Annotated in this window: 24 protein-coding genes; 16 read left to right on the top strand and 8 right to left on the bottom strand. The window is 52.1% G+C overall.

Annotated elements, in window-relative coordinates:
* Positions 1-21 precede the first annotated feature (21 nt).
* The 3 genes from DQG23_RS18750 to DQG23_RS18760 all read left to right on the top strand — a co-directional run bounded on the left by DQG23_RS18750 (position 22) and on the right by DQG23_RS18760 (position 3,406).
* Positions 22-882: a DegV family protein gene (locus DQG23_RS18750; RefSeq protein ID WP_113032388.1), complete on the top strand. Its 861-nt coding sequence runs from the start codon at positions 22-24 to the stop codon at positions 880-882.
* 1 nt (position 883) lies between these two features.
* A complete protein-coding gene (recG, locus tag DQG23_RS18755; RefSeq protein WP_113032389.1) occupies positions 884-2,935 on the top strand; it encodes an ATP-dependent DNA helicase RecG in 2,052 nt (683 codons plus the stop codon).
* 183 nt (positions 2,936-3,118) lie between these two features.
* The gene (locus DQG23_RS18760) at positions 3,119-3,406 is read left to right on the top strand and encodes a stage VI sporulation protein F (RefSeq protein WP_113032390.1); all 288 of its coding nucleotides are present in this window, start codon (positions 3,119-3,121) and stop codon (positions 3,404-3,406) included.
* A gap of 72 nt (positions 3,407-3,478) precedes the next feature.
* On the opposite strand, the gene DQG23_RS18765 is transcribed toward DQG23_RS18760, so the two are convergent.
* The 3 genes from DQG23_RS18765 to DQG23_RS18775 form a co-directional block, all read right to left on the bottom strand.
* Positions 3,479-4,156, bottom strand: coding sequence for an SOS response-associated peptidase (locus tag DQG23_RS18765; protein ID WP_113032391.1), 678 nt, complete (start codon positions 4,154-4,156; stop codon positions 3,479-3,481).
* 114 nt (positions 4,157-4,270) lie between these two features.
* The gene (locus DQG23_RS18770) at positions 4,271-4,987 is read right to left on the bottom strand and encodes an RluA family pseudouridine synthase (protein WP_113032392.1); all 717 of its coding nucleotides are present in this window, start codon (positions 4,985-4,987) and stop codon (positions 4,271-4,273) included.
* Positions 4,987-5,856, bottom strand: coding sequence for a class I SAM-dependent methyltransferase (locus DQG23_RS18775; RefSeq protein ID WP_113032393.1), 870 nt, complete (start codon positions 5,854-5,856; stop codon positions 4,987-4,989). Before DQG23_RS18775 ends, DQG23_RS18770 begins: the two co-directional genes overlap by 1 nt.
* A 201-nt stretch (positions 5,857-6,057) precedes the next feature.
* Between DQG23_RS18775 and DQG23_RS18780 the strand changes: the two genes are divergently transcribed.
* The 7 genes from DQG23_RS18780 (at position 6,058) to DQG23_RS18810 (ending at position 13,716) form a co-directional block, all read left to right on the top strand.
* Positions 6,058-8,037 carry a stalk domain-containing protein gene (locus DQG23_RS18780; protein ID WP_113032394.1) on the top strand — a complete coding sequence of 660 codons (1,980 nt, stop codon included), beginning with the start codon at positions 6,058-6,060 and terminating at the stop codon, positions 8,035-8,037.
* Between the two features lie 417 nt (positions 8,038-8,454).
* Positions 8,455-9,288, top strand: coding sequence for a 5-dehydro-4-deoxy-D-glucuronate isomerase (gene kduI / locus DQG23_RS18785; RefSeq protein ID WP_113032395.1), 834 nt, complete (start codon positions 8,455-8,457; stop codon positions 9,286-9,288).
* Between the two features lies 1 nt (position 9,289).
* The gene (locus tag DQG23_RS18790; RefSeq protein ID WP_113032396.1) at positions 9,290-10,042 is read left to right on the top strand and encodes a DeoR/GlpR family DNA-binding transcription regulator; all 753 of its coding nucleotides are present in this window, start codon (positions 9,290-9,292) and stop codon (positions 10,040-10,042) included.
* 14 nt (positions 10,043-10,056) lie between these two features.
* On the top strand, positions 10,057-10,812 hold the full coding sequence (gene kduD, locus DQG23_RS18795; protein WP_113032397.1) for a 2-dehydro-3-deoxy-D-gluconate 5-dehydrogenase KduD: 756 nt from the start codon (positions 10,057-10,059) through the stop codon (positions 10,810-10,812).
* A 16-nt stretch (positions 10,813-10,828) separates the two neighbouring features.
* Positions 10,829-11,794 (top strand): sugar kinase, encoded by a 966-nt coding sequence (locus DQG23_RS18800; RefSeq protein WP_238177935.1) that lies wholly within the window; start codon positions 10,829-10,831, stop codon positions 11,792-11,794.
* Positions 11,795-11,855: 61 nt separating this feature from the next.
* Positions 11,856-12,518 carry a bifunctional 2-keto-4-hydroxyglutarate aldolase/2-keto-3-deoxy-6-phosphogluconate aldolase gene (locus DQG23_RS18805; RefSeq protein ID WP_113032458.1) on the top strand — a complete coding sequence of 221 codons (663 nt, stop codon included), beginning with the start codon at positions 11,856-11,858 and terminating at the stop codon, positions 12,516-12,518.
* Between the two features lie 64 nt (positions 12,519-12,582).
* Positions 12,583-13,716 carry a glycoside hydrolase family 88 protein gene (locus tag DQG23_RS18810; RefSeq protein WP_113032398.1) on the top strand — a complete coding sequence of 378 codons (1,134 nt, stop codon included), beginning with the start codon at positions 12,583-12,585 and terminating at the stop codon, positions 13,714-13,716.
* A 138-nt stretch (positions 13,717-13,854) separates the two neighbouring features.
* Here DQG23_RS18810 and DQG23_RS18815 read toward each other — a convergent pair whose 3' ends face one another.
* The 3 genes from DQG23_RS18815 to DQG23_RS18825 all read right to left on the bottom strand — a co-directional run bounded on the left by DQG23_RS18815 (position 13,855) and on the right by DQG23_RS18825 (position 15,549).
* Positions 13,855-14,634 (bottom strand): M55 family metallopeptidase, encoded by a 780-nt coding sequence (locus DQG23_RS18815; protein ID WP_113032399.1) that lies wholly within the window; start codon positions 14,632-14,634, stop codon positions 13,855-13,857.
* Between the two features lie 242 nt (positions 14,635-14,876).
* Complete coding sequence (locus DQG23_RS42985) at positions 14,877-15,002, bottom strand: putative holin-like toxin (protein WP_113032400.1); 126 nt, start codon at positions 15,000-15,002, stop codon at positions 14,877-14,879.
* Between the two features lie 205 nt (positions 15,003-15,207).
* On the bottom strand, positions 15,208-15,549 hold the full coding sequence (locus DQG23_RS18825; RefSeq protein WP_113032401.1) for a YmaF family protein: 342 nt from the start codon (positions 15,547-15,549) through the stop codon (positions 15,208-15,210).
* A 303-nt stretch (positions 15,550-15,852) separates the two neighbouring features.
* Here DQG23_RS18825 and DQG23_RS18830 point away from each other — a divergent pair, with 303 nt between their 5' ends.
* From DQG23_RS18830 to DQG23_RS18840, 3 genes are all read left to right on the top strand, one after another.
* Complete coding sequence (locus tag DQG23_RS18830) at positions 15,853-16,245, top strand: YhjD family protein (protein WP_113032402.1); 393 nt, start codon at positions 15,853-15,855, stop codon at positions 16,243-16,245.
* A 122-nt stretch (positions 16,246-16,367) separates the two neighbouring features.
* A complete protein-coding gene (locus DQG23_RS18835) occupies positions 16,368-16,559 on the top strand; it encodes a YqaE/Pmp3 family membrane protein (protein WP_113032403.1) in 192 nt (63 codons plus the stop codon).
* A gap of 143 nt (positions 16,560-16,702) precedes the next feature.
* A complete protein-coding gene (locus tag DQG23_RS18840) occupies positions 16,703-17,245 on the top strand; it encodes a hypothetical protein (RefSeq protein ID WP_113032404.1) in 543 nt (180 codons plus the stop codon).
* 210 nt (positions 17,246-17,455) lie between these two features.
* On the opposite strand, the gene DQG23_RS18845 is transcribed toward DQG23_RS18840, so the two are convergent.
* Entirely contained in the window at positions 17,456-18,055 is a 600-nt protein-coding gene (locus DQG23_RS18845) for a prolyl hydroxylase family protein (RefSeq protein WP_113032405.1), read from the bottom strand.
* A gap of 630 nt (positions 18,056-18,685) precedes the next feature.
* Between DQG23_RS18845 and DQG23_RS18855 the strand changes: the two genes are divergently transcribed.
* On the top strand, positions 18,686-19,303 hold the full coding sequence (locus DQG23_RS18855) for a hypothetical protein (RefSeq protein WP_113032406.1): 618 nt from the start codon (positions 18,686-18,688) through the stop codon (positions 19,301-19,303).
* A gap of 115 nt (positions 19,304-19,418) precedes the next feature.
* Here DQG23_RS18855 and DQG23_RS43775 read toward each other — a convergent pair whose 3' ends face one another.
* Positions 19,419-19,505: a hypothetical protein gene (locus DQG23_RS43775; protein ID WP_420330242.1), complete on the bottom strand. Its 87-nt coding sequence runs from the start codon at positions 19,503-19,505 to the stop codon at positions 19,419-19,421.
* A gap of 562 nt (positions 19,506-20,067) precedes the next feature.
* Between DQG23_RS43775 and rsmD the strand changes: the two genes are divergently transcribed.
* Together rsmD and coaD are read left to right on the top strand one after the other, a co-directional pair.
* Positions 20,068-20,652 (top strand): 16S rRNA (guanine(966)-N(2))-methyltransferase RsmD, encoded by a 585-nt coding sequence (gene rsmD / locus DQG23_RS18865; protein WP_113032408.1) that lies wholly within the window; start codon positions 20,068-20,070, stop codon positions 20,650-20,652.
* Between the two features lie 17 nt (positions 20,653-20,669).
* Complete coding sequence (coaD, locus tag DQG23_RS18870; protein ID WP_113032409.1) at positions 20,670-21,185, top strand: pantetheine-phosphate adenylyltransferase; 516 nt, start codon at positions 20,670-20,672, stop codon at positions 21,183-21,185.

Genomic DNA, 21,185 nt, shown 5'->3' on the forward strand with positions numbered 1-21,185 from the left:
ATGTAAGTTGGAGTGATCGCATTGGCCAATGTTCGAATCGTGATAGACAGCACAGCCGATATACCCCGTGAAATCCGCGAATCGTTAGGGATCGAGATGGTTCCGCTCAAAGTGCATTTCGGTACGGAAACGTATCTGGACTCCGTAACGATCGAAGCCGATCAGTTTTATGAGAAGCTGACCCGCACTCCCGTGCTGCCGACGACTTCCCAGCCTTCTCCGGTTGAATTTTTGGAGACGTATAAACGCATAGCTGCCGAGCAGCCGGATACGCAAATCATATCGATTCATTTGGCTTCCGTATTAAGCGGCACATACCAATCGGCGGTACTTGCCAAATCGATGCTCGAAGATGAGGTAAACGTTACTGTCGTCGATTCCAAGTCTGCTTCTTACGGGATCGGTTTAATGGCAATTGCGGCGGCGAAAGCGGCCGCACAAGGGAAGAGCAGAGAGCAATGCCTGGAAGCGATCGAGGAAATCCACGAGCAATGCGGACTGTATTTTTTGGTCGATACCCTCGAGTACCTGCAAAAAGGCGGGCGTATCGGGCGGGCCGCGGCTTTTGTCGGGTCGCTGCTCAATATCAAGCCTATTTTGTCTCTGGATGCCGAAGGCACGGTCATGTCCGTCGACAAAGTGCGCGGGCATAAAAAAGCGACGCTTCGTATCGTGGAGCTGCTGAACGAGCACTCCCGCTTCTCCGGCAAGCCGGTCCGGATCATCATCGCCCACTCCAGCTCGATGGAAAATGCCCAGCAGTTCAGCTCCGTAATCAGCGAACATTTTGACGTCAAAGAGTTAACGTACACGACCCTCGGACCTGTGATCGGCACGCATGTCGGTCCCGGTACGGTAGCCGTATTCATGCTTCCGGCATAATATGATCGATTTGCATGAGGTCTCCGTTCGCCAAGTTCGCGGCATCGGAGCGCAAAAAGCCGAGGAGTTGGGTTCGCTGGGCATCCGATCGGCATCCGATCTGCTTGAATATTTCCCCTTCCGTTATGAGGATTACCATGTGCGGGATTTGACGGAAGCGAAGGAAGGCGAAAAAATTACGATACAAGGCACGATTTACAGCGAGCCGGTCATGCAGCGGTTCGGCCGCGGCAAGGCGAGGCTGTCGTGCAAGGTCGTATCGGACAAGTTTTTTATCACTGCGGTATGGTTTAACCGTCCTTATATGAAAGAACAATTAAAGCCGGGACTTGAAATCGTCCTGACCGGCAAGTGGGAAGGGAAACGGCAGCAAATGACCGTATCCACTTCGGAATTTGTCGGCAAGGAAAACTCCAGAGTCGGTACGCTGCAGCCGATTTACTCCGTGGCGGGCGAGGTTACCCAATACGGCTTGCGCCGAATGATCGCACAGGCGCTTGCGCAATACGGGGAAATGATCCAAGAGGTGCTCCCGCACGAATTGATGGCGAAATACGATCTTATGCCTCGCAAGCGCGCCGTAGCGTTGATTCATAATCCTGCCGATGTATCGGAGGGCAACAAGGCGCGACGGCGGATGGTGTACGAAGAGCTTTTTCTGTTTCAAATCAAGCTGCAGGCTTATCGGGCAATGAACAAAAGCCGTGCGGACGGCATCGCGCATACCGTCGATTCGGAAGCGGTAAGAGGCTTCGTTCGCGCCCTGCCTTTTCAGTTGACGGACTCGCAGAAAAAGGTAGTCGCCGAAATTTTGGAAGATTTGCGGAAGCCTTTCTGTATGAACAGGCTGCTGCAGGGTGATGTCGGAGCGGGCAAAACGGTCGTTGCGGCCATTTCGCTATATGCCGTCGTAAAGGCGGGATCGCAAGGCGCGCTGATGGTTCCGACGGAAATTTTGGCCGAGCAGCATAAACGTTCGCTTGAGCGGTTATTCGAGCCTTACGGGATTCAGGTCGGGCTGCTGACCGGAAGCTTGACGGAGCGCAAACGGCGAGAGCTGCTTGCATCGCTGCAAATGGGACTTATCGATATATTGGTCGGCACGCATGCTTTAATTCAGGAAGATGTGTTTTTCCGAAAGCTCGGACTCGTCGTAACCGACGAGCAGCATCGGTTCGGGGTCAATCAGCGAAGCATTTTGCGGCGCAAAGGGATGACGCCGGACGTTCTGACGATGACGGCGACGCCGATCCCAAGGACGCTTGCGATAACCGCTTTCGGCGATATGGACGTCTCGACGCTTCGCGAGCTGCCCAAAGGCCGTAAACCGATCAAAACCTACGCCGTAAAGCACGATATGCTGGAGCGCGTACTCGGCTTTATCGACCGGGAAGCGAAAGCGGGACGTCAGGCATATGTCATATGCCCGCTTATCGAGGAATCGGAGAAGCTGGATGTGCAAAATGCGATCGACGTGCATGCGCAGCTGACGCATCATTTTCCGTCGCTTCGCGTAGGTCTTCTGCACGGGCGAATGTCTGCGGCGGAGAAGGAAGAGATCATGACGGCTTTCGGTGCGAACGAGCTTCAGGTGCTCGTCTCGACGACAGTCATCGAGGTTGGCGTCGACGTGCCGAATGCCACGCTGATGGTCGTGTACGATGCGGACCGGTTCGGCTTGTCGCAGCTTCATCAGCTCCGCGGGCGTGTCGGCCGGGGCGAGCATCAATCGTTCTGCGTGCTTCTCGCCGATCCGAAAACGGAGGTCGGGAAGGAACGCATGCGGGCGATGGTGGAGACGAACGACGGCTTCGAAATCGCCCGAAGGGATTTGGAGCTGCGCGGACCTGGCGATTTTTTCGGGACGAAGCAAAGCGGAGTACCCGAGTTCCGGGTTGCCGATATGATGGCGGATTTCGAAACCTTGGAGCTGGCGCGGGACGATGCTGCGGAATTGGTGGCAAGAAGCGAGTTTTGGACTTCCATCGAGTACTTGCCGCTGCGCCAATACTTGCAAAGAGAGCAAGTGCTGACAGGCGAGTTGTTGGATTAGCATGAAGCGTTCTCCGCGGCTATAACGGGTCGATGCGGTTTTCCATTTCGGTATCAGATTCAGACAAGCTTCGACGATTTAACGGAACATTTTCTCCGCAGTTATCATATGCTTGAGAGAGGGCTTGTGTCCGCACGAAGCGTTCGGCTTCGGAGCATACGGTACAAACGGAGGTGTCGATGCGTGAGCTACGTGAACTACGGCGTAGAACGGGAGCTTGTCGAACGGATCAAGCTGAAAATGAAAAATCCGGCGACGAAGGAACGGGTCAAGTATATTTTATACGGCGTGACCAAGTCGGATCTGCAGGATCGGGAGAAAATACGCAAATTGCTTAGACAGGCGGCCAGAGTGCTCGGCGAGAATATTACGCCTAGGCAGGAAGAGAATATTATAGCCTTCGTCATCGATCAGAAAATCGATCCCAACAATACATTTCACCTTCTAAAGCTGTGGGGGATGTTCCGGTAGCGGCGGATCGGAGGCGCAACAAAAAGGAACGGGCGGCATAGGCAGCTGCGTTCCTTTTTGTTGCGCCGATATTTACGGTACGGCCAGCGGCTCCAAACAAGCCGGGCTGTCGTTCTTAACGTTCCCGACGATCGGGGAGACGGGGTAAGCGGTCATTTTCTCCGCGGGGTACGGCTGAAGCAGCGGCAGAAGCCGCGAAGGATCGCGTTGCTCCCGATCGAGCCATACGGCTTCATCCTCGGGGCGCAAAATAACCGGCATCCTGTCGTGAATGTCTTCGACAAGCTTGTTCGGCGTAGTTGTAATGATGGTACAGCTGCTTATTTTTCGTCCGTCCGGAGCGAGCCAAGTCTCGTACAAGCCTGCCATCGCAAATAGTTCGCCGGAGGTAAGCGTGATGCGCATCGGCTGCTTGCCGGTGCCGGAACGTTTCCATTCGTAGAAGCCGTCTGCGGGGATGAGACATCTTTTCTTTTCGAGCGGTGTCCGGAAAGCCGGCTTTTCCATAAGCGTTTCCGCTCTGGCGTTCAGCATCTTGTTGCCGATTTTCTCGTCCTTCGCCCAGCTCGGAATAAGTCCCCATTTCAGTTCCCCGAGCCGATTTTTGGCGCCGTCGTGGATGATAGCCATAATCATTTGGCTGGGCGCAACATTATATTGCGGACGATGCAAGGGCGGAGCCGCTTGTTCGAGCATAAATCTCAGCATCAGCTCATCCCAGCTGACGACGATCGTAAATCTGCCGCACAAAACGCATTCCCCCTATTTATCAATGAAATGTTCATGACGCATACCGGCACTTTCGCGCTGTCGGAAGCCCGGAGTTAAGCTAGCTCCATTAAGCTGCAAGATCGCTAATAAACGTCAGTCCCGTATCGCTTCGAACACCGAACGATCCCATAAAATCCACGGATATTCGCGGGGCGGCGTCGAGACGAAGGCGAGCGGTTCCTTAAGGGTGGGGTGCTCGAACGCCAATCGGAGCGACCAGAGGCCGATCTGCTGACCCGGTTCGTTGACATGTGCGCCGTAACGCTGGTCGCCATACAGCGGGCAGCCGATTGAGGCGAACTGGACGCGAATTTGATGCGGTCTTCCGGTTTGCAGCTTTACTTTAACAAGGCTCATTCCTTCTCCGCTCGCGATGACCTCATAGTCGAGAATCGCTTCTTTCGCATCCGCGCTTCCTTGCGCCACCGCGGTCACCATATTCGTTCTGGCATCCTTGCGCAAATAGTGAACAAGCCTGCCGTTCGGTTTTTTCGGCTTTCCGCGGACGACGGCGACATACGTTTTGCCGAAATCGCGTGTGCGGACCATATCGGACAAGCGGGAAGCCGCCTTCGAGGTTTTGGCGAATACCATGACGCCTCCAACCGGACGGTCAAGCCTATGAACCAATCCGAGATAAACATTGCCGGGCTTGGCGAAGCGCTGTTTGATGTCCGCCTTCAATACGCTCAACAAATCGGGATCCTTGGATTCGTCCTCCTGCGTCGGCATATTGACGGGCTTTTGGACGACGAGCAGATGGTTGTCCTCGTACAAAACCGGAACCGTGGGCTTGGCTCCCGAAGCCATTAGCGTTTTTCCTCCCAACGGCCGAGAATGCCGCAAGGCAGGTGCATGCCGGATTCGGTAATCGGCAAGCCGATTTCTCCCGAAGTGATGGCGCCGCCGTATTTCTTCTTGAGCGTCATTGTCAAAATATTCGTCAGCACCGTAGCCGAAATGCCCGTCGTATAAGAATTGATCAGCATGAATAAAGGCTTGTCCGACATAATGGACATACAGCTTTGGACGAAAGGGAATAAATCCTCTTCCAGCTTCCACATTTCGCCGTTAGGTCCGCGGCCGTAGGACGGCGGGTCCATAATGATGGCGTCGTACCGGCTGCCGCGCCGCTGCTCGCGCTGCACGAACTTGAAGACGTCATCCGTAATGAAACGGACCGGACGTTCGCCGAGACCGGAAAGCTGCAAGTTCTCCTTCGCCCATTGCACCATGCCCTTGGCTGCGTCGACATGACATACTTCCGCTCCCGCCGAAGCGCAAGCCACGCTTGCTCCGCCCGTGTAAGCAAACAAATTGAGAACCTTGATCGGGCGGCGCGCCGACTTGATTTTATCGATCATCCAGCTCCAGTTGACCGCTTGCTCGGGAAAAAGCCCGGTATGCTTGAAGCCGGTCGGCTTAATATAAAATTTCAGATTGCCGTAGGAAACGGTCCACCGCTCCGGCAGCTTCTCGCGGTATTCCCATTGTCCGCCGCCGCTGGAGCTGCGGTGATAATGCGCGTTGGCATGCAGCCAGAGCCCGGTTTCTTTCTCCAAAGGCCATATAATTTGCGGGTCAGGCCGCCGCAGCGTGTAACCGCCCCAGCGCTCCAGCTTCTCGCCGCCGCCCGTATCGATTAATTCGTAGTCCTGCCAGTCTTTAGCCGAAAACATATGTTTGGTCCCGTCCTTCGATTCGTCATTTGGATTGTATCATCGTTATTTTACAACATCATGGGTGTAGAAGCGAGCACAGTCCTTCAACCGAAAGGCGGCAAATAAAAACGCTGACGATTTTCGGCCGTATCCGTTATAATGATTGTGTCGGATTTTGTAAAAATATGAAGGTAACTGTCGCCAAGGGGAGAGGTTCGGATGAAAAAAATGAAGCCGCGTTCGGACGGAAAGAGCAAGCTGAACCGCTGGGGAGCGCGTACGGCCGCTATCGCAGCGATAACGGGGCTGCTCGTATCCGGAACGGTCCTGCCGCAAAAGGCTCACGCCGATTATTATTGGGATTTGCACTTGAAAGCGAAATCATTGGATGATGCGGGAAACACGGCCGGGGCCATTCCGTATTGGGATGAGCTTATGCGGTACGAGGCGAATAAGGGCAATTGGGAGAACGCCGCCGTTTATGCCGGCAATATAGACGAATATTACGATAAAGTCGCGAAGGATTACGAGAATGCGATCAAGTATTACGAGCTCGAGAACGAATACTGGCTGAAGGCGGGCAAGGATTGGGGAGCGGGCGACTTGCAGCGGGCGGAGCACTTGCGGACGGTGACGGAAATTTATGTCTCGTCGGCGAATGCCGGGCTGGCGAAGCAGCTTTCGGAGCCGAAGCAGGGAGGGCTTGCGAAATACGAGCCGGAGTCGGGCGTGTATCTCGGGTTGTACTCCGAACGCGATCCGAAGATGGGCAACTATTTTACCCGCTCGGAGCAGCTTTACGGAAAAAAACACGCCATTTATTTGGCTTACGCGCCATGGGGAACCAAATTTCCCGGCGGCCACGCGCAAAATGCCAAGGAAGCCGGGGCGGGCCTGCAAATCGGCTGGGAGCCTTCGGAAGGGCTTGATGCCGTCGTCGACGGGCCATACATACGCGAGTGGGCGCGACAAGCCAAAGCGTCCGGTATTCCGATCTTTCTTCGTTATGCCAGCGAAATGAACGGCGCTTGGACGAAATGGAACGGCGATCCGCAGGCGTATATCGAAAAATTCCGTTTGATTCACGATATTATGGCCGAGGAAGCGCCGAACGTAGCGATGGTATGGAGTCCCGGCGACGTACCCCGCTACTCGATGGACGCTTATTACCCGGGAGACGAATATGTCGATTGGGTCGGCATCAGCTTATATACCGAGCCTTACGAGCATGGCGATCCGTCGAAGCCGGCCTACGGGCAGACGCCGATCGAACGTCTCGACGAGCTGTACGGGTTATATGCCGACCGCAAGCCGATCATGATCAGCGAAACGGCAGTCGCTCATTATACGAACGCCGACGGCGAAGATTATACCGATTGGGCGCTGTTGAATCTCAGCAGGCTTTACGAGGTGATGCCGATCAAATATCCGAGACTTAAAGCGATTACGTATTTTAATGTAGATATGAAGGAAAAAGACTCGCGAAACAATTATTTGCTGAGCGATAATGATGCCATGCTTAGCGCATACCGTTCGCTTATCGCCGGTCCGGGGTTTTTGTCCAAGATCGAGCAGGGCGCGAAGCCGGCTTCTCCGCTCGTTTATACGAAAGCGGACGGAGGCGCCGCCTTCGGAACGCAAACGCGTATCGTGCCGTTCGTGAAAATACCCGATGGCTTTATCGGGAAAGTGGAATATGTGCTGAACGGCAGCGTCGTCGGCTCGCAAAAGAAAGCGCCGTTTTATTTGGATCTGAATGCCGGCGACGTGCCCGAGGGCTCTGTGTTCGAAGTGCGAACCTATGGGACGGACGGCAATTTGGCGGCTTCCAAATCGATCGCCTTGTCGTCGATCGTTTCCGTCGTCATAGACGGCAAGCCGCTGAGCGTGGAACAGAATCCGGTCATCGTGAACGGCAACACGCTTGCACCGCTGCGCGCTATTTTCGAGGCAATGGGCGCAAACGTCGATTATGACAACGATACAAGAACGGCAACCGGGAAGAAGGGCGGCACAACCGTTTCCCTGACGATCGGACAGGCGGATGTCAAGAAAAACGGCAAAACGGAGACGCTCGAAGAGCCCGCCCAGCTGGTGAACAACTTTACGATGGCGCCGGTCAGATGGATTGGGGAGGCGTTCGGCGGGAAAGTGGAGTGGGACGGCAAAACGAGAACCGCGTTGATTACGACGCGTTGACCCGCAGCTTCCATTGGAGAAAGCGATAGGCTTCCGTTTTGCAGGCAATTTTAACGAGCATTCGCCACCGGTCGAACCTGGAGATAACATTTCGGGAACGCCGATCCGAACTATCATTTCTTGCTCACTTAGCCGAAACGCCGAATCTAAGGGGAATCGGTGAGCTTCCATACTTAACGCCGTCGGGCAAAAGCCTGGCGGTGTTCTTTTTTTTGCTGCTGGAACGGCGTTACCTTTTCCTTATGAATCCCCTTGTCTCCCTCCTTTATGATTAAATTCGTTAAAATAAACCTTTCGAACAATAAAATGAACCTAAATGAACGTAAAAAGAAGAAAGTAATGTACATAAACAAACCCATGTATTATAATGTGACTAGGTTAACGAACTAAAACTAAACTTTTTGGAGGTACGAAACGATGGAAATCCGTTACGCAACGAACCCTGCTGCAACAAAGGCATTTGATACCGAGCAACTGAGAAACGAATATTTGATTGAAGGCTTGTTCATTCCGGGTGAACTGAAGCTCGTATACAGCCATGTCGATAGAATTATTACAGGCGGCGTTATCCCGACGTCCCAAGCGATCGCCCTCGAAGCGGACCGCAAAGAAATGGGCGCGGAATTTTTCCTGGCCCGCCGCGAGATCGGAATCATTAACGTAGGTCCCCGCGGATCGGTAGTCGTGGACGGCGAAGAATTCGTCATGGAGACGAAGGACTGCCTGTATATCGGCTTAGGTAAACGCGAAGTGTTGTTCAAGAGCGAAGACAGCGCGAATCCGGCCCGTTTCTATTTGAACTCGACTCCGGCTCACAAGGAATACCCGACTGCGAAAGCGGCGATCAGCGAAGCGGAGCCGAATCATCTCGGAAGCATCACGAATTCTAACGAAAGAACGATCTACAAATATATTCATGAGCAAGGCATCAAGAGCTGCCAGCTCGTGATGGGCATGACGCTTTTGAAGCCGGGCAACATGTGGAATACGATGCCGTGCCACACGCATAACCGCCGTTCGGAAGTATACTTCTATTTCGATATGCCGGAAGACGGCGTCGTTTTCCATCTGATGGGCGAGCCGACGGAGACGCGTCATGTTGTCGTACGCAACGAGCAAGCGATCATTTCTCCAAGCTGGTCGATCCACAGCGGAGTCGGTACGAGCAACTATACGTTCATCTGGGGCATGGCGGGAGAAAACCAGGAGTTTGCCGATATGGATCCGGTAACGATGAAGGAACTGAGGTAACATGTCAAGCTTGAAGCGCCATGAAAGCATTATGGCCTTGCTGCTTCAGAACGGGGAAGTAAAGGTTTCGGAGCTAAGCGAGCTGCTGCAGGTTACCGGCAAAACGGTTCGCGAAGACCTGGAGAAGCTTGAGCATCAAGGGCTTCTGGTGAGGGTCCACGGCGGCGCCGTACTGAAGAACGACGCCGACCGGGGGCTGCTCCCTTCGCATGAGCCGAACGCTAAGCAGCTAGCGGAGAAGGCGGATGCGGCCGCCAAGGCGGTGCGTCTGATCGAGCCGAACGATATCATTGCGCTGGACGTGGGAAGCACGACGCTGGAAATCGCCAAGCTGCTGGATAACGCGCCGCTGACGGTCATTACGAACGATCTTTTCATTATAAGCGAGCTTGCCCGCAAGGACCGGATTCATCTTGTCGTCCCGGGAGGCTACCGGCAGCGTAACATGCTGATCAGCTCCGATGCGATAGGTTTTATCCGCAAGCTGAATATTCAGAAAGCGTTCCTGACGACATCCGGCATTCATTCCGACTTCGGTTTCACCATCTATACGAGCGAGCTGCAGGAACAGAAGCGGGCGCTTATGGCGTGCGCGAAGGAGACGATCTGCGTCGCCGACCATACCAAATTCGACAAATACGCGCTCATGACGTTCGCGGAGCTGTCCGAGGTGCATTCGATCATTACGGATAGCGGTTTGTCCGACGATGTAGCGGAGAAATACAGGTCCTATGGGCTGTCTATTGAAAAATGAACGGAGTGACCCTTATGAATTTGTTTGATCTGCAAGGGAAAACGGCAATTGTTACGGGCGGCGCCAAAGGCTTGGGCGGGGCTATCGCGATCGGACTGGCGAAAGCCGGAGCCGATATTGCGATTGTAACGAGCAGCGGCAAAAATCGCGCCGTCTACGACCAAATTACGGCGATGGGACGCAAAGCGCATATCATCGTGGCGGACCTGAGCAAGGAAGAAAATCTTCCGAAGGTCGTGAGCGAAACGCTGTCCGTTTTCGGCAAAATCGACATTCTCGTCAACAACTCGGGCATTATCCGCCGTACGCCTGCAGCCGATCACGCGGCTCAAGATTGGCATGACGTCATCGATTTGAACATGAACAGCGTCTTTTTTCTCTGCCAGCTCGTCGGCCGGGAAATGCTGAAGCAAGGTTCGGGCAAAATTATAAATATCGCCTCCATGCTAACGTTCCAGGGCGGCATCAACGTACCCGGCTATACCGCGTCCAAGCACGGTGTTGCCGGCATTACGAAAGCGTTGGCCAACGAATGGGCGGGCAAAGGCATCAATGTAAACGCGATTGCCCCAGGCTACATGGAGACCGACAATACGGCGGCGCTGCGCGCAGATGCCGATCGCAATTCGCAAATTATGGTCCGTATTCCGGCAGGCCGCTGGGGAACGCCGGAGGATTTGCAAGGACCGGCCGTATTTTTGGCGTCCAAGGCTTCGGATTATATGAGCGGCGAGGTTCTGTGCGTTGACGGCGGCTGGATGACAAGATAACGAGGTGGAAATCCCGATGGCGGATCAGATGCATAACCATCCGGAAGTGGTTACCTTCGGCGAAACGATGGGTCTCCTTTTTCCGGCCGGGTCCAAAGGAATTGAATACAGCCCGCTTCTGGAGCAGTCTTTCGGGGGCGCGGAAAGCAATCTGGCGATCGGGCTTGCGAGGCTCGGACACCGTGTCGGCTGGTTTGGCCTGCTGGGCAGCGATCCGATCGGCAATATTATCGAGAAACGGCTGCGCGGGGAAGGCGTCGATGTCAGCCGCTGCAAAAGAGCATCAGGGTCGCCGACCGGTCTCATGCTGAGAGAAGCGGTGGCGGGGAAGTCGTCCGTATATTACTACCGGAAGTTTTCCGCGGCAAGTACGATGACGCCCGCACATCTTGACGAGGCGTATTTGGCCGGAGCCAAAATGCTGCATGTGACAGGCATTACGACGGCGCTCAGCGCTTCGTGCCGGGAAACGGTGCTGGAAGCCGTGCGAATCGCCAAGCGGAACGGCGTTAAGGTATGCTTCGATCCGAATCTGCGGCTCAAGCTGTGGACGATCGAAGAAGCGCGCGAGACGCTGCTGCCGATCGCGCAAGAGGCCGACTACTTCTTGCCTGGGCTCGACGAGCTGAAGCTGCTTTACGATACGGATGATACCGATCGGATTTTTGAAAACCTTCACAAGCTTGGTTGCGTATGTATCGTAAAAGGCGGCGAAGCGGAAACATTTGTCGCCCACGGAGGAGCGGTCGAATCCGTTCCGTTTTTCCCTGTCGAGCGCGTCGTGGACACGGTCGGGGCGGGCGACGGGTTTTGCGCCGGATTTTTGGCCGGCGTTCTTCGCGGCATGAGCAATGTCGAAGCCGTGAGGATCGGCAGCTTGATCGGCGCCATGGTCGTACAGGTGGAAGGCGATTGGCAAGGGCTTCCGACTTGGGAGCAGGTTGAAGCCGTACTCGGCAACAAGAAACACGTGGAACGATAAAACGGCAGCCAAGAGCGTCCGTTGGCGAAGACCGATGGAACGAAAGGACCTGATTTCCGATATGAAAAAAATAAAGCTGATCGAAAAAATCGTAAATGAAGGCGTTGTAGCCGTCCTGCGCGGGGAGACGCCCGATGAAGTGGTGGAAATGGCCGAACAGGCGATTGCCGGCGGACTCAAAACGATTGAAGTGACGATGACGGTTCCGTTCGCGCTCAAAGCGATCGAGAAGCTGGCGACCCGCTACTCCAGTACGGCGACAGACCCCGACAAGTTCGCGATCATCGGCGTCGGCACGGTGCTCGATCCGGAGACGGCGAGAGCGGCGATTTTATCCGGCTCCGAGTTTGTCGTAGGCCCGTCGCTCAACCCGGCGACAGTGGCGTTGTGCAACCGTTACCGCGTTCCGGTAATGCCCGGCGTCATGACGATTCAAGAAATTCAAACCGCGCTGGAGCTTGGCGTCGACATCGTCAAGCTGTTCCCGGGCAATCTTTTCTCGCCGGCCATGATCAAAGCGATCAAGGGTCCGCTGCCGCAGGCGAATATTATGCCGACAGGCGGCGTTTCCCTGCAAAACCTCGGCGAGTGGGTCAAAGCGGGCGCTGTCGCGGTAGGCATCGGCTCCGACTTGACCGCGGAGGCCGTAAAAGCGAAGGATTTCTCGCTGGTAGCGAAAAAAGCGGCGCAATATATGGAAGCCTACAGGGCCGCTGTTCGATAAGGTAAGACGAAAAGTAAGCTATACAGCCGGCTTAAATCGCCTACGATAAGGAGTGCAATGAGAGATGTGGAAGAAAGCGATCGAGGACGCGGTCGTCAAGACGCGCAAAAATATCGAGCGGTACGGAGAACAATTTCCGCATGTCGCTCTTAACGGCGGCGGCTATACGACGAACCTGAATCCGAATACCGACTGGACGGACGGATTTTGGACCGGCATGCTTTGGCTTTGCTACGAATATTCCAAAGACGAAACGTTCCGCGAAGCGGCGCAGCGCAACATCGAAAGCTTCCGTAAGCGGCTTGCCGACAATATCGCCCTGGAGCATCACGATATCGGGTTCCTCTATTCGCTATCGGCCAAGGCGGGATGGATTATCGAAAAGGACGAGGCGGCAAAGGAGCTTACGCTGAAAGCGGCGGATAAGCTGCTTGGGCGCTGGAGAGAAGAGGCGCAGCTCATTCAGGCTTGGGGACCGCTTGGCGACGAAAAGCAGGGCGGGCGTATCATCATCGACTGCTTGATGAATCTTCCGCTTCTGTACTGGGCCTCGGAAATGACCGGGGAAAACCGGTACCGGGAAGTGGCGGTCAAACATGCGGAGAAAAGCCGCCGTTATCTTGTGCGCGGAGACGACTCCTCCTACCACACGTTTTATTTCGAGCAGGATACGGGTATTCCGATCGGCGGTTCTACGCATCAGGGGTATCAGAACGGCTCTACATGGACGCGCGGACAAGCATGGGGCATTTACGGCTTCGCGCTGTCGTACAAGTATACGAAAAATCCCGCTTTCCTGGAAACGTCGCGCCGGCTTGCGCGTTATTTCCTCGAGAACTTGCCTGAAGACGACGTCGCTTATTGGGATTTCGACGTCCCTGCAGACGCCGATACGTACAGAGACAGCTCGGCGTCCGCGATCGTTTGCGCCGGCTTGCTGGAGCTTCTCGATCATCTCGATGCCAACGATGCGGAGAGGCCTTATTTCGAAGGCTGGCTGAAGCGTTCGCTTCAATCTCTTGTCCAAAATTATTCGACGATCGGGGAAGAGGAAGCAGAAGGGCTGATCAAACGCGGCTCGTATCATGTTCGCGGCAACAGCTCGCCTGACGATTTTGTCATCTGGGGCGACTATTACTACCTGGAAGCGCTCATGCGTATCGAGAAAGGCGTAACGGGGTACTGGTATAATCGTTAATGATTTGGCAGGATAAAAGGAAAAAAAAGGCTGTTTCCGGTTGGGCGACTGGAAACGGCCTTTTTGAAGTTTGCCGAAAAGAGATTCGCTAACTAATGCGTAACAGAACGAGGAAACGATTGACTTCTTCTTAACGTATCAGATAAACGGATAGTCCAAAATGTTTGGCTTCCGTATGCGGACGGTCTGCCCGTTTATCCACTCGGTGTCAGGCCCTTGGATCGTGTCCGGGTTCTGCGTGTCAAGGAAGCCGATCTCGAGCTCGTAAGGCGCTTGAAACGCGGTAAACGGTGCGAATTCGGATAAACGGCTTACGGCTTTGGCCGCTCCGTCGCGAATGAGCGCACATGCTTCGGCGCCGTCCAGATGAACGGCGGCTTCGATGCCTTTTCCTTGTTTCACGACAGCGATCTCGATGTCCGGAATGAATATTTTCGCCTCGAGCGCGGCTTTATCGTCCCCCGACAGGAAGATGGTAGGCACGCCTTGTACGCCGGCAATTAGCGCGCGCGCGCCGAATTCACCGATAAAAACGCCGTTCAGCTTGTAATAGGCGATCGATTTCGAGGAGTAAGTATGGTTCAGCGGCGCGTGAAACGTGCCGGCCATCGCGTGCTGCCCGACGAACAGCATGGCATCGTAACCTTCGATGCTTTTGTAAGGTTGTCCCTCGCGCAAATAGTTGGCGCCGGTAATGTCTTCGCGATGCAAACCGCCCGGGCCGTGTCCGTCCCAAACGTCGATATGCGCATCCGGGTAGATGGAACGGATCCCCTCCACGCAGGCGTTGACCTCTTTAGCCAGAAGCTTCTTGGCCTCCTCCAGCCGCTCCGGAAATCCGTCGTCCGGCCGCGTTTGCGTAAAGCTGTCTACGCCTGCGGCGCCTTCGATATCGGTCAAAACGAAAAACTTTTTCATGGTTCATCCTCCTGCTGCTGTGTAAGAGCGTATGATGGTATGTGTTCAATACTTTCACAATCGCTTATGAGGCGGATGATGTCAACCTCTTTTTTCCATAGAACGTTGGAACGGCGGAGTCATATTTCGGGAGCGGCCACAATAAAAATAGAGTCAGGTGGGCAGACCTGACTCCGAAGCAACGGCCTTTTCGGTGGGGCGAAGATTGGCAAACTGAGAAGAATGCCGACAGACGATGCGGATTACTTTCTCTTGTCGATGTAAGTTAGCAACGTGAGAATAAACATCCCGAACGCCAACATAACCGTAATCGTTTGGAAAGAATCCATGGTGGAGGCGCCTCCTTTCTTTAGGTGCCCCACCGACATAGGTGTTGTACTAGGAGTATATGAGTGGGTGGAAAAGTTTAGCAGTGTCCAAAGTACTTTTTTGTCATCCGAAATGCAGAGAGCAGATAGATTTTTGTCGTTTTAAGCGTACCGGAGCGGCATTTTGCGAAACTGTCAAAAAAAGGCCTCAGCAGGACATAGCTTTAGGCTATTTCATGCTGAGGCCGTATTGTTTGGGGTCCGGCTAAACAAGCGGCTTTTGGATTAAGGTAGCAAAATTGAACGGATGTCTATGCTCGTCGTTTATTGTGGTTTGCCCGCTTACAAAGTGTACATGCTTGCCGTTTCCTACCGGAATTGCAGGACCTGTTCTTATTTTTTTGAGATTATGGAAATGATCCAGAAAATCGGTGTTCGTAAGGTCTATTTCATGGACATGACTTTTACCTACACGAATCGCTTGCCCGGTTACACCGGCAAATCGGTGATTATGCCGGTCTTCGCCTTCCTCCGCCAACTTGGTGCTGCCTTCGAATTCATGCACATGCCGCTGTTTTTTCGGTTTACAGGATGTTTTTTTTCTCAACGAGTAAGCCCGCCTTTCTAAAGTGGAATAACTCAAATCATTTTATTGGGTAATGGGGCTATTGGTGTTGGGTCATTGCCCGATTTATGAAGAGGAGCGGGGCGGCATGATCGCCGATCTCTTAGATCGTTCCGGTAGGTGCAGGTTACAAACCAATCCGTTAGGGTGAGTCGGAGGAGAGAAAATACGGCATGAAGACGACCTCGGGGAAGAAAGGGGATTTTTTTCTAGTTGCGCGTTCGCATATCGTTCGCATATACTGAACATAATAGGAACAAACGTTCGTTAAAGGAGTTCGCGAATATGGCGCAAATTAGCCCTAATTTACCGACTGAGGACGAGATCAACGCGGTTAAGAATACGATCCTATTGCCGCTAATGATGACGATTTGCGACAAGAGCTACCGGGAGCTCGAGCAGAGCAAGGGATCTTTTAAACAGCTGCACATGGCTGCCATACAGTTTTTGTTCGATTCGATCCAAGCCGATCTGGTTGCGGCCAAGAAGCTTTTGTTCGCCCGAAAATATAAGGTGTATATGGATGAGGAGAATAAGCTCAGATGCGAGTACCGCTATAGGGGGTATGTGGGCGAGATGACGCTGCTAAGAGACGTGGCAAAAGCGGAAATCGCGTTAAGACTGGGCGAGTATATCAAGGAGATCAGGGTGAAAATGGAGGGCGTGCATGAAGGGTGAAGCCATGGCGGATGTGTAGTCGTATCCTGCTGCGGCCAATCCGATGGTTCTTCATCGATACAACCGTTTGCCGCTATCATGTGGTACTATGTAGTAAATTAGCATAGGACGGAGGGACGGCTTTGAGATACCTGCTTTGTTTATTGCCGCCGCTTGCAATTTTGTCGTGCGGGAAGCCCGGGCAAATGATCCTGAATATCATCTTATGCTTTCTTGCGTATATACCGGGGGTCATTCACGCGATCCTGGTCGTAAACAAATATTATGCCGACAAACGCCACAAAGAAATGCTGGATGCCATTAGACGCCGGTAACATGGCAAACCGACAGGTCCCTTTGATTGAGGGGCTTTTTTAGTTGGAAGGCAACATGGGTTAGATAGGGTTAAAGTAAAAATATTCTATTATTTATTTCATTCATATGGTAAACTTTAGGAAAAATAAAGGGGTCAAAGCTTGTGAAAAGAATCATGATAATACTTGTTTTTTTGATGGCTGCTGTTGGATGTAGTAACGGCAATGGGGATTCTAAGGATGACATGTGCATTACGAAAACAGACACCAAAGCCAAAGTGTGCTACGGCATGGCAAAAGCGGATGTAGAGAAAGTTTTGGGCAAAGGTAAACCCGGGGTAGGTACAATTGATTACGTTAACGGCGCCGGTATTTTTTACAGAAATGATAAAGTAGCGTACATTAGGCTTTCCGATGAATCGATCAATGTATTTAGTGCAGCTAGCGGAATTAAAGTTGGCGATACGAAAAAGGACGTTTTGAAGCAGTACGGAGAAAAAAATGCGATCACAAATCAACAGCCCGAATTTATCGTGGTAGACTATGTCTATGATTCGAAGGAAAAGAAGTTTGTTAATGCTGAAGAATATGAAAATATAAAAGACGATTCGCTTAAGGAACATTATGTCGTTTCGATCAAGTTCGAGGACGATGTTGTAGAACAGCTGTTTATTGGCGATCTTCAGGCAATGACTAGGCTTCAATAAAAATCATGCATACATACTAAGACTCTGATATCGGGGTCTTTTTTTATGGTTGAGTTAATATAGCGCGCGGCGGCCATACAAGGAGAGGCGTGAGTGTTGGAATAGTGCAGTTAAGTTACTGCTGTTCCGCAGAGGGCTTTTGTCAGATGGACCCAAGACTATGAGAGTTGAATCCCCCACTGGCTTATGCTGTGGGGGATATGAAAATGCTTACTGCAATGTATACTGAGGACGATCGCGAAACCAGAGTGTCATGATCCATTTCTCGCCCTTTTTTATCATACGAGATCCGTGTAAGGCATGAGGATGAGGGATAATCGAACCCTTTCTACAATTAGCGAACACTAGGAGAGTACCTTCTTCAGGAGCAATATTTATTTTTAACTCAGGAAAAAACGTTTCTCCTCCGGATCGCATGGAATTCAGATACATCAGCGCGGTGTAAAGCCGTTGTCCGCCTTCGTCCAATATTTTTTTGCTTGCCGGTGTATGATCGTCGAACGTATCGTAGTGCGCGTCAAATTTACCGCCTACCGGATAACGTACGATTTGGAGCTTTTCTGCATGGTTGATCGGCATCCCGACGATTGCCGCGACGCGATCACAAAGTGTGCCAACGGTATCGTTCGCGCGATGATCGAACCATGCATTCTCGGATTTCCGGAAGTCGGAGATCGTCTCCGCATCGGTTCCCACGATTTTTGCTGGTTCCAGTTGTCCTTGAGCCATGCCGATAAATTTCCGACAATCCGCTCCGGATATAAATTTACGTTGAACCGAGATTTGAGGATCTTTGACTAAAAGTTTCATCTAGAATCGACTCCGATGTCAAATTTGTTTTATGGGACATGCCTGAACTTGAAAGCGCCCACTTCTGGTATATAGAAGGTGGGCGCTTTCAACGGTAATTCGAGTAAGCATTTATTATACTCCTGGTGTGCCCGGCGTCCCCGGAGGACCAGGAGGACCAGGAGCCATAGGCGGCATTGGAGGCATTGGCCCTGGTGCACCTGGCGTTCCCGGAGTACCCGGAGTACCCGGAGTTCCTGGTGTTCCTGGTGTTCCTGGCGTTCCTGGAGGTCCTGGAGGCCCAGGCTGACAAACGATCCTTACCGATTTCTTGCGCTTCACACAACTCGACCTTTTTCTTTTTCGACAAGACATGTGAGAGTCACCTCCTTCCTCGCATATCCTATACTATTAGGATATCGAAGTGACTGTCTGGGTAATTGGAGGATAGCATTTGCCTCTTTTATATATGTCTAGGGTTTGAACTGTTATCGTCTTCAGAAAAACATCAAGAAGAACGTGCTTTTGTGGATGAGTGGTTTTATGCAAATATATGGACATTACTCTGTGGGGAAATTGCTAGGGAGCATTGGTCCATTCTAAACGTGACAACCAACATACTATAGAATAAATCTATAGGAGGTGTCGAAAGTGGGGAAATGTGATCATAAAAAAAAGAAATGTAAAAGAAAGATAATACTTATCTGTCATCCTCGAAAAAAGAAACGTAAAAGAAATATTATAGTTGTGCCGGGTCCTCCGGGACCACCAGGGCCATCAGGCACTTTCACGCCTGTATACGCTTTTATATTTGACAACGCAGATCAAACTCTAACTAAGACACCACCGGGTAGTATAGCTCGGTTTAATCAGTTTAATCAGCCTGGATCAGTCGCAGTCGGGGGGATTTTAGTAACAGCTAACTCGATAGCTGTACCGGTTGCAGGTGATTATGCGGTTCTGTGGGAAGTTACTTTTTTGGCAACAGATGCAAATCATCAGCACGCAGCATTTGGAGTTTTTGTGAACGGAGTCCTTCAAGACTCAACCAGATCAGGTGAAGCTATTTTTATGCAACAACAAGTTGGCTCTTTAGATGGGGATGCTATATTATCATTGCAAGCGGGTGACGTTTTGACGCTCCGCTCACTCATACCTGCTGCGAGTACACAGAACGACATTCCTTTGACATCTATCGTTCAATATCCTGGAGCTAACCAGCCAATAAACAGCGCATCGCTTCGAGTCGTACGCTTGAGTCCATCGTAAAAGATTTATCAAAATAATGACTCCCCACTGGCTACGGTTAGTGGGGGGAGATTAAGTGATCATTCCCATTTCGCGGAGCTTGGCTAGTATTTGTTCTGCTCTGGCCGTTATTTTTCTACTTGGGTCGCCGGCTGGTTGTGGCGGGAGTCCACGTATCAGTAGTTGGATCGTACTCGAATACTTCATTATGATACATATTTATAAAAGAGTACCACCTTTTCTATGTTTTTACCCGCCAAGCGATATCATACAAAGAAAGTATATTATGTCTAAACCTATATAACCTTATATTGGAATATGTAGGTAACTAATGTTGGTTTTTTTCGCTAAAAGGTATATTGCTCACTCGTAGCGGATATCTGCGACTATCCCGGCAATGTGCCGATAGGTTTCGGCCCGTTGTTTTGCAAATCATCAAGGTAAGGGCCCTATCCTAGAGTTAAGGGCATTTTTAACGGGAGGAAAAAGGTTCCTATGAAGCGGATTGTCGAAGAATCCCAAAACCTTATGTTTCAAGGGAAAACAAAAAATCGGCCCCCGTCTCGCGACGAGGGCCTTTCATGGGAGAGGAGAAACCGGACGAAGAGCTTATGGGGAAACGTAAGTCTTCTCCGCGGTTGTCTACGACATCCTTCGATGCCGATAATATAAGGATTGCCGTTTATGGTGGATTTATACACCGGGAATGTTTTTTTTTGTGAAAAAGATTGCGATTGTGTTACCATAGAGCATACAACCGATTTGGATAAAGGTGGAGCAGAGCAGTGAGAGTCATATCAGGAACAGCCAAGGGAAGGCCGCTGAAAGCGGTTCCCGGCACAGGGACGCGTCCGACGACCGATAAGGTCAAGGAGGCGATTTTCAGCATGATCGGGCCGTATTTCAGCGGCGGCTGGGTATTGGATCTTTTTGCCGGCACGGGAGGATTAGGGATCGAAGCGCTGAGCAGAGGGATGGAACGCGCGATTTTTGTCGATATGGATCGCAAGAGCATCGAAGTCGTCAACGACAATTTACGCGGGACGAACCTGACGGAGCGGGCCGAAGTATACCGCAACGATGCAGGCAGAGCCGTTAAGGCGCTGGCCAAACGGAAAGCGTGCTTCGAGCTCGTCTTTCTCGATCCGCCCTACCGGCTGCGGACAGCGTCCGAAATCATGATGTCGCTGCAGGAGCTGTCGCTGTTGAACGACCTGGCGACAATCGTCGTCGAGCATGATGCGGAGCATCAATACGAGGATCGGGTCGGCGATTGCGTATGCACGAAACGGACGGAGTACGGAGAGTCCGCCATTACGATTTACCGATACGAGCGGCGGACGGATAACGAGGAATCAACATCAGTATGACAGGAGCTGGTTAACCAATGAACGACAATGCGCACAGATATACGATAGCTGTTTGTCCGGGGAGCTTCGATCCCGTAACCTACGGGCATCTCGATATTATTCAGCGAGCCTCGAACGTGTTCGACAAAGTGATTGTGGCGGTTCTAAACAACGTCAGCAAAAATCCGCTGTTCAGCGTCGAAGAGCGGCGCGAGCTGCTGCTCGAAGTGACGAAGGACATGCCCAACGTGGAAGTGGACAGCTTTGACGATCTGCTTATTAATTATATGAACAAGAAAAAAGCCCACGTCATCGTCAAAGGACTGCGGGCTGTTTCCGATTTCGAATATGAACTGCAGATGGCGGCGTTAAACCGGAAAATGAGCGACAGCATCGAAACGTTCTTCATGATGTCCAGTACGCAGTATTCGTATTTGAGCTCCAGCATCGTCAAGCAAATCGCGAGATTTGACGGACCGATCAGCGATCTGGTGCCCGATGTCGTCGAGAAGGCGATGCGCGCCAAGTATACGAAGCTGCAGACAGGCATGTAG

Origin of the sequence: Paenibacillus contaminans (assembly GCF_003285015.1) — a bacterium.
Lineage (GTDB): Bacteria > Bacillota > Bacilli > Paenibacillales > NBRC-103111 > Paenibacillus_V > Paenibacillus_V contaminans.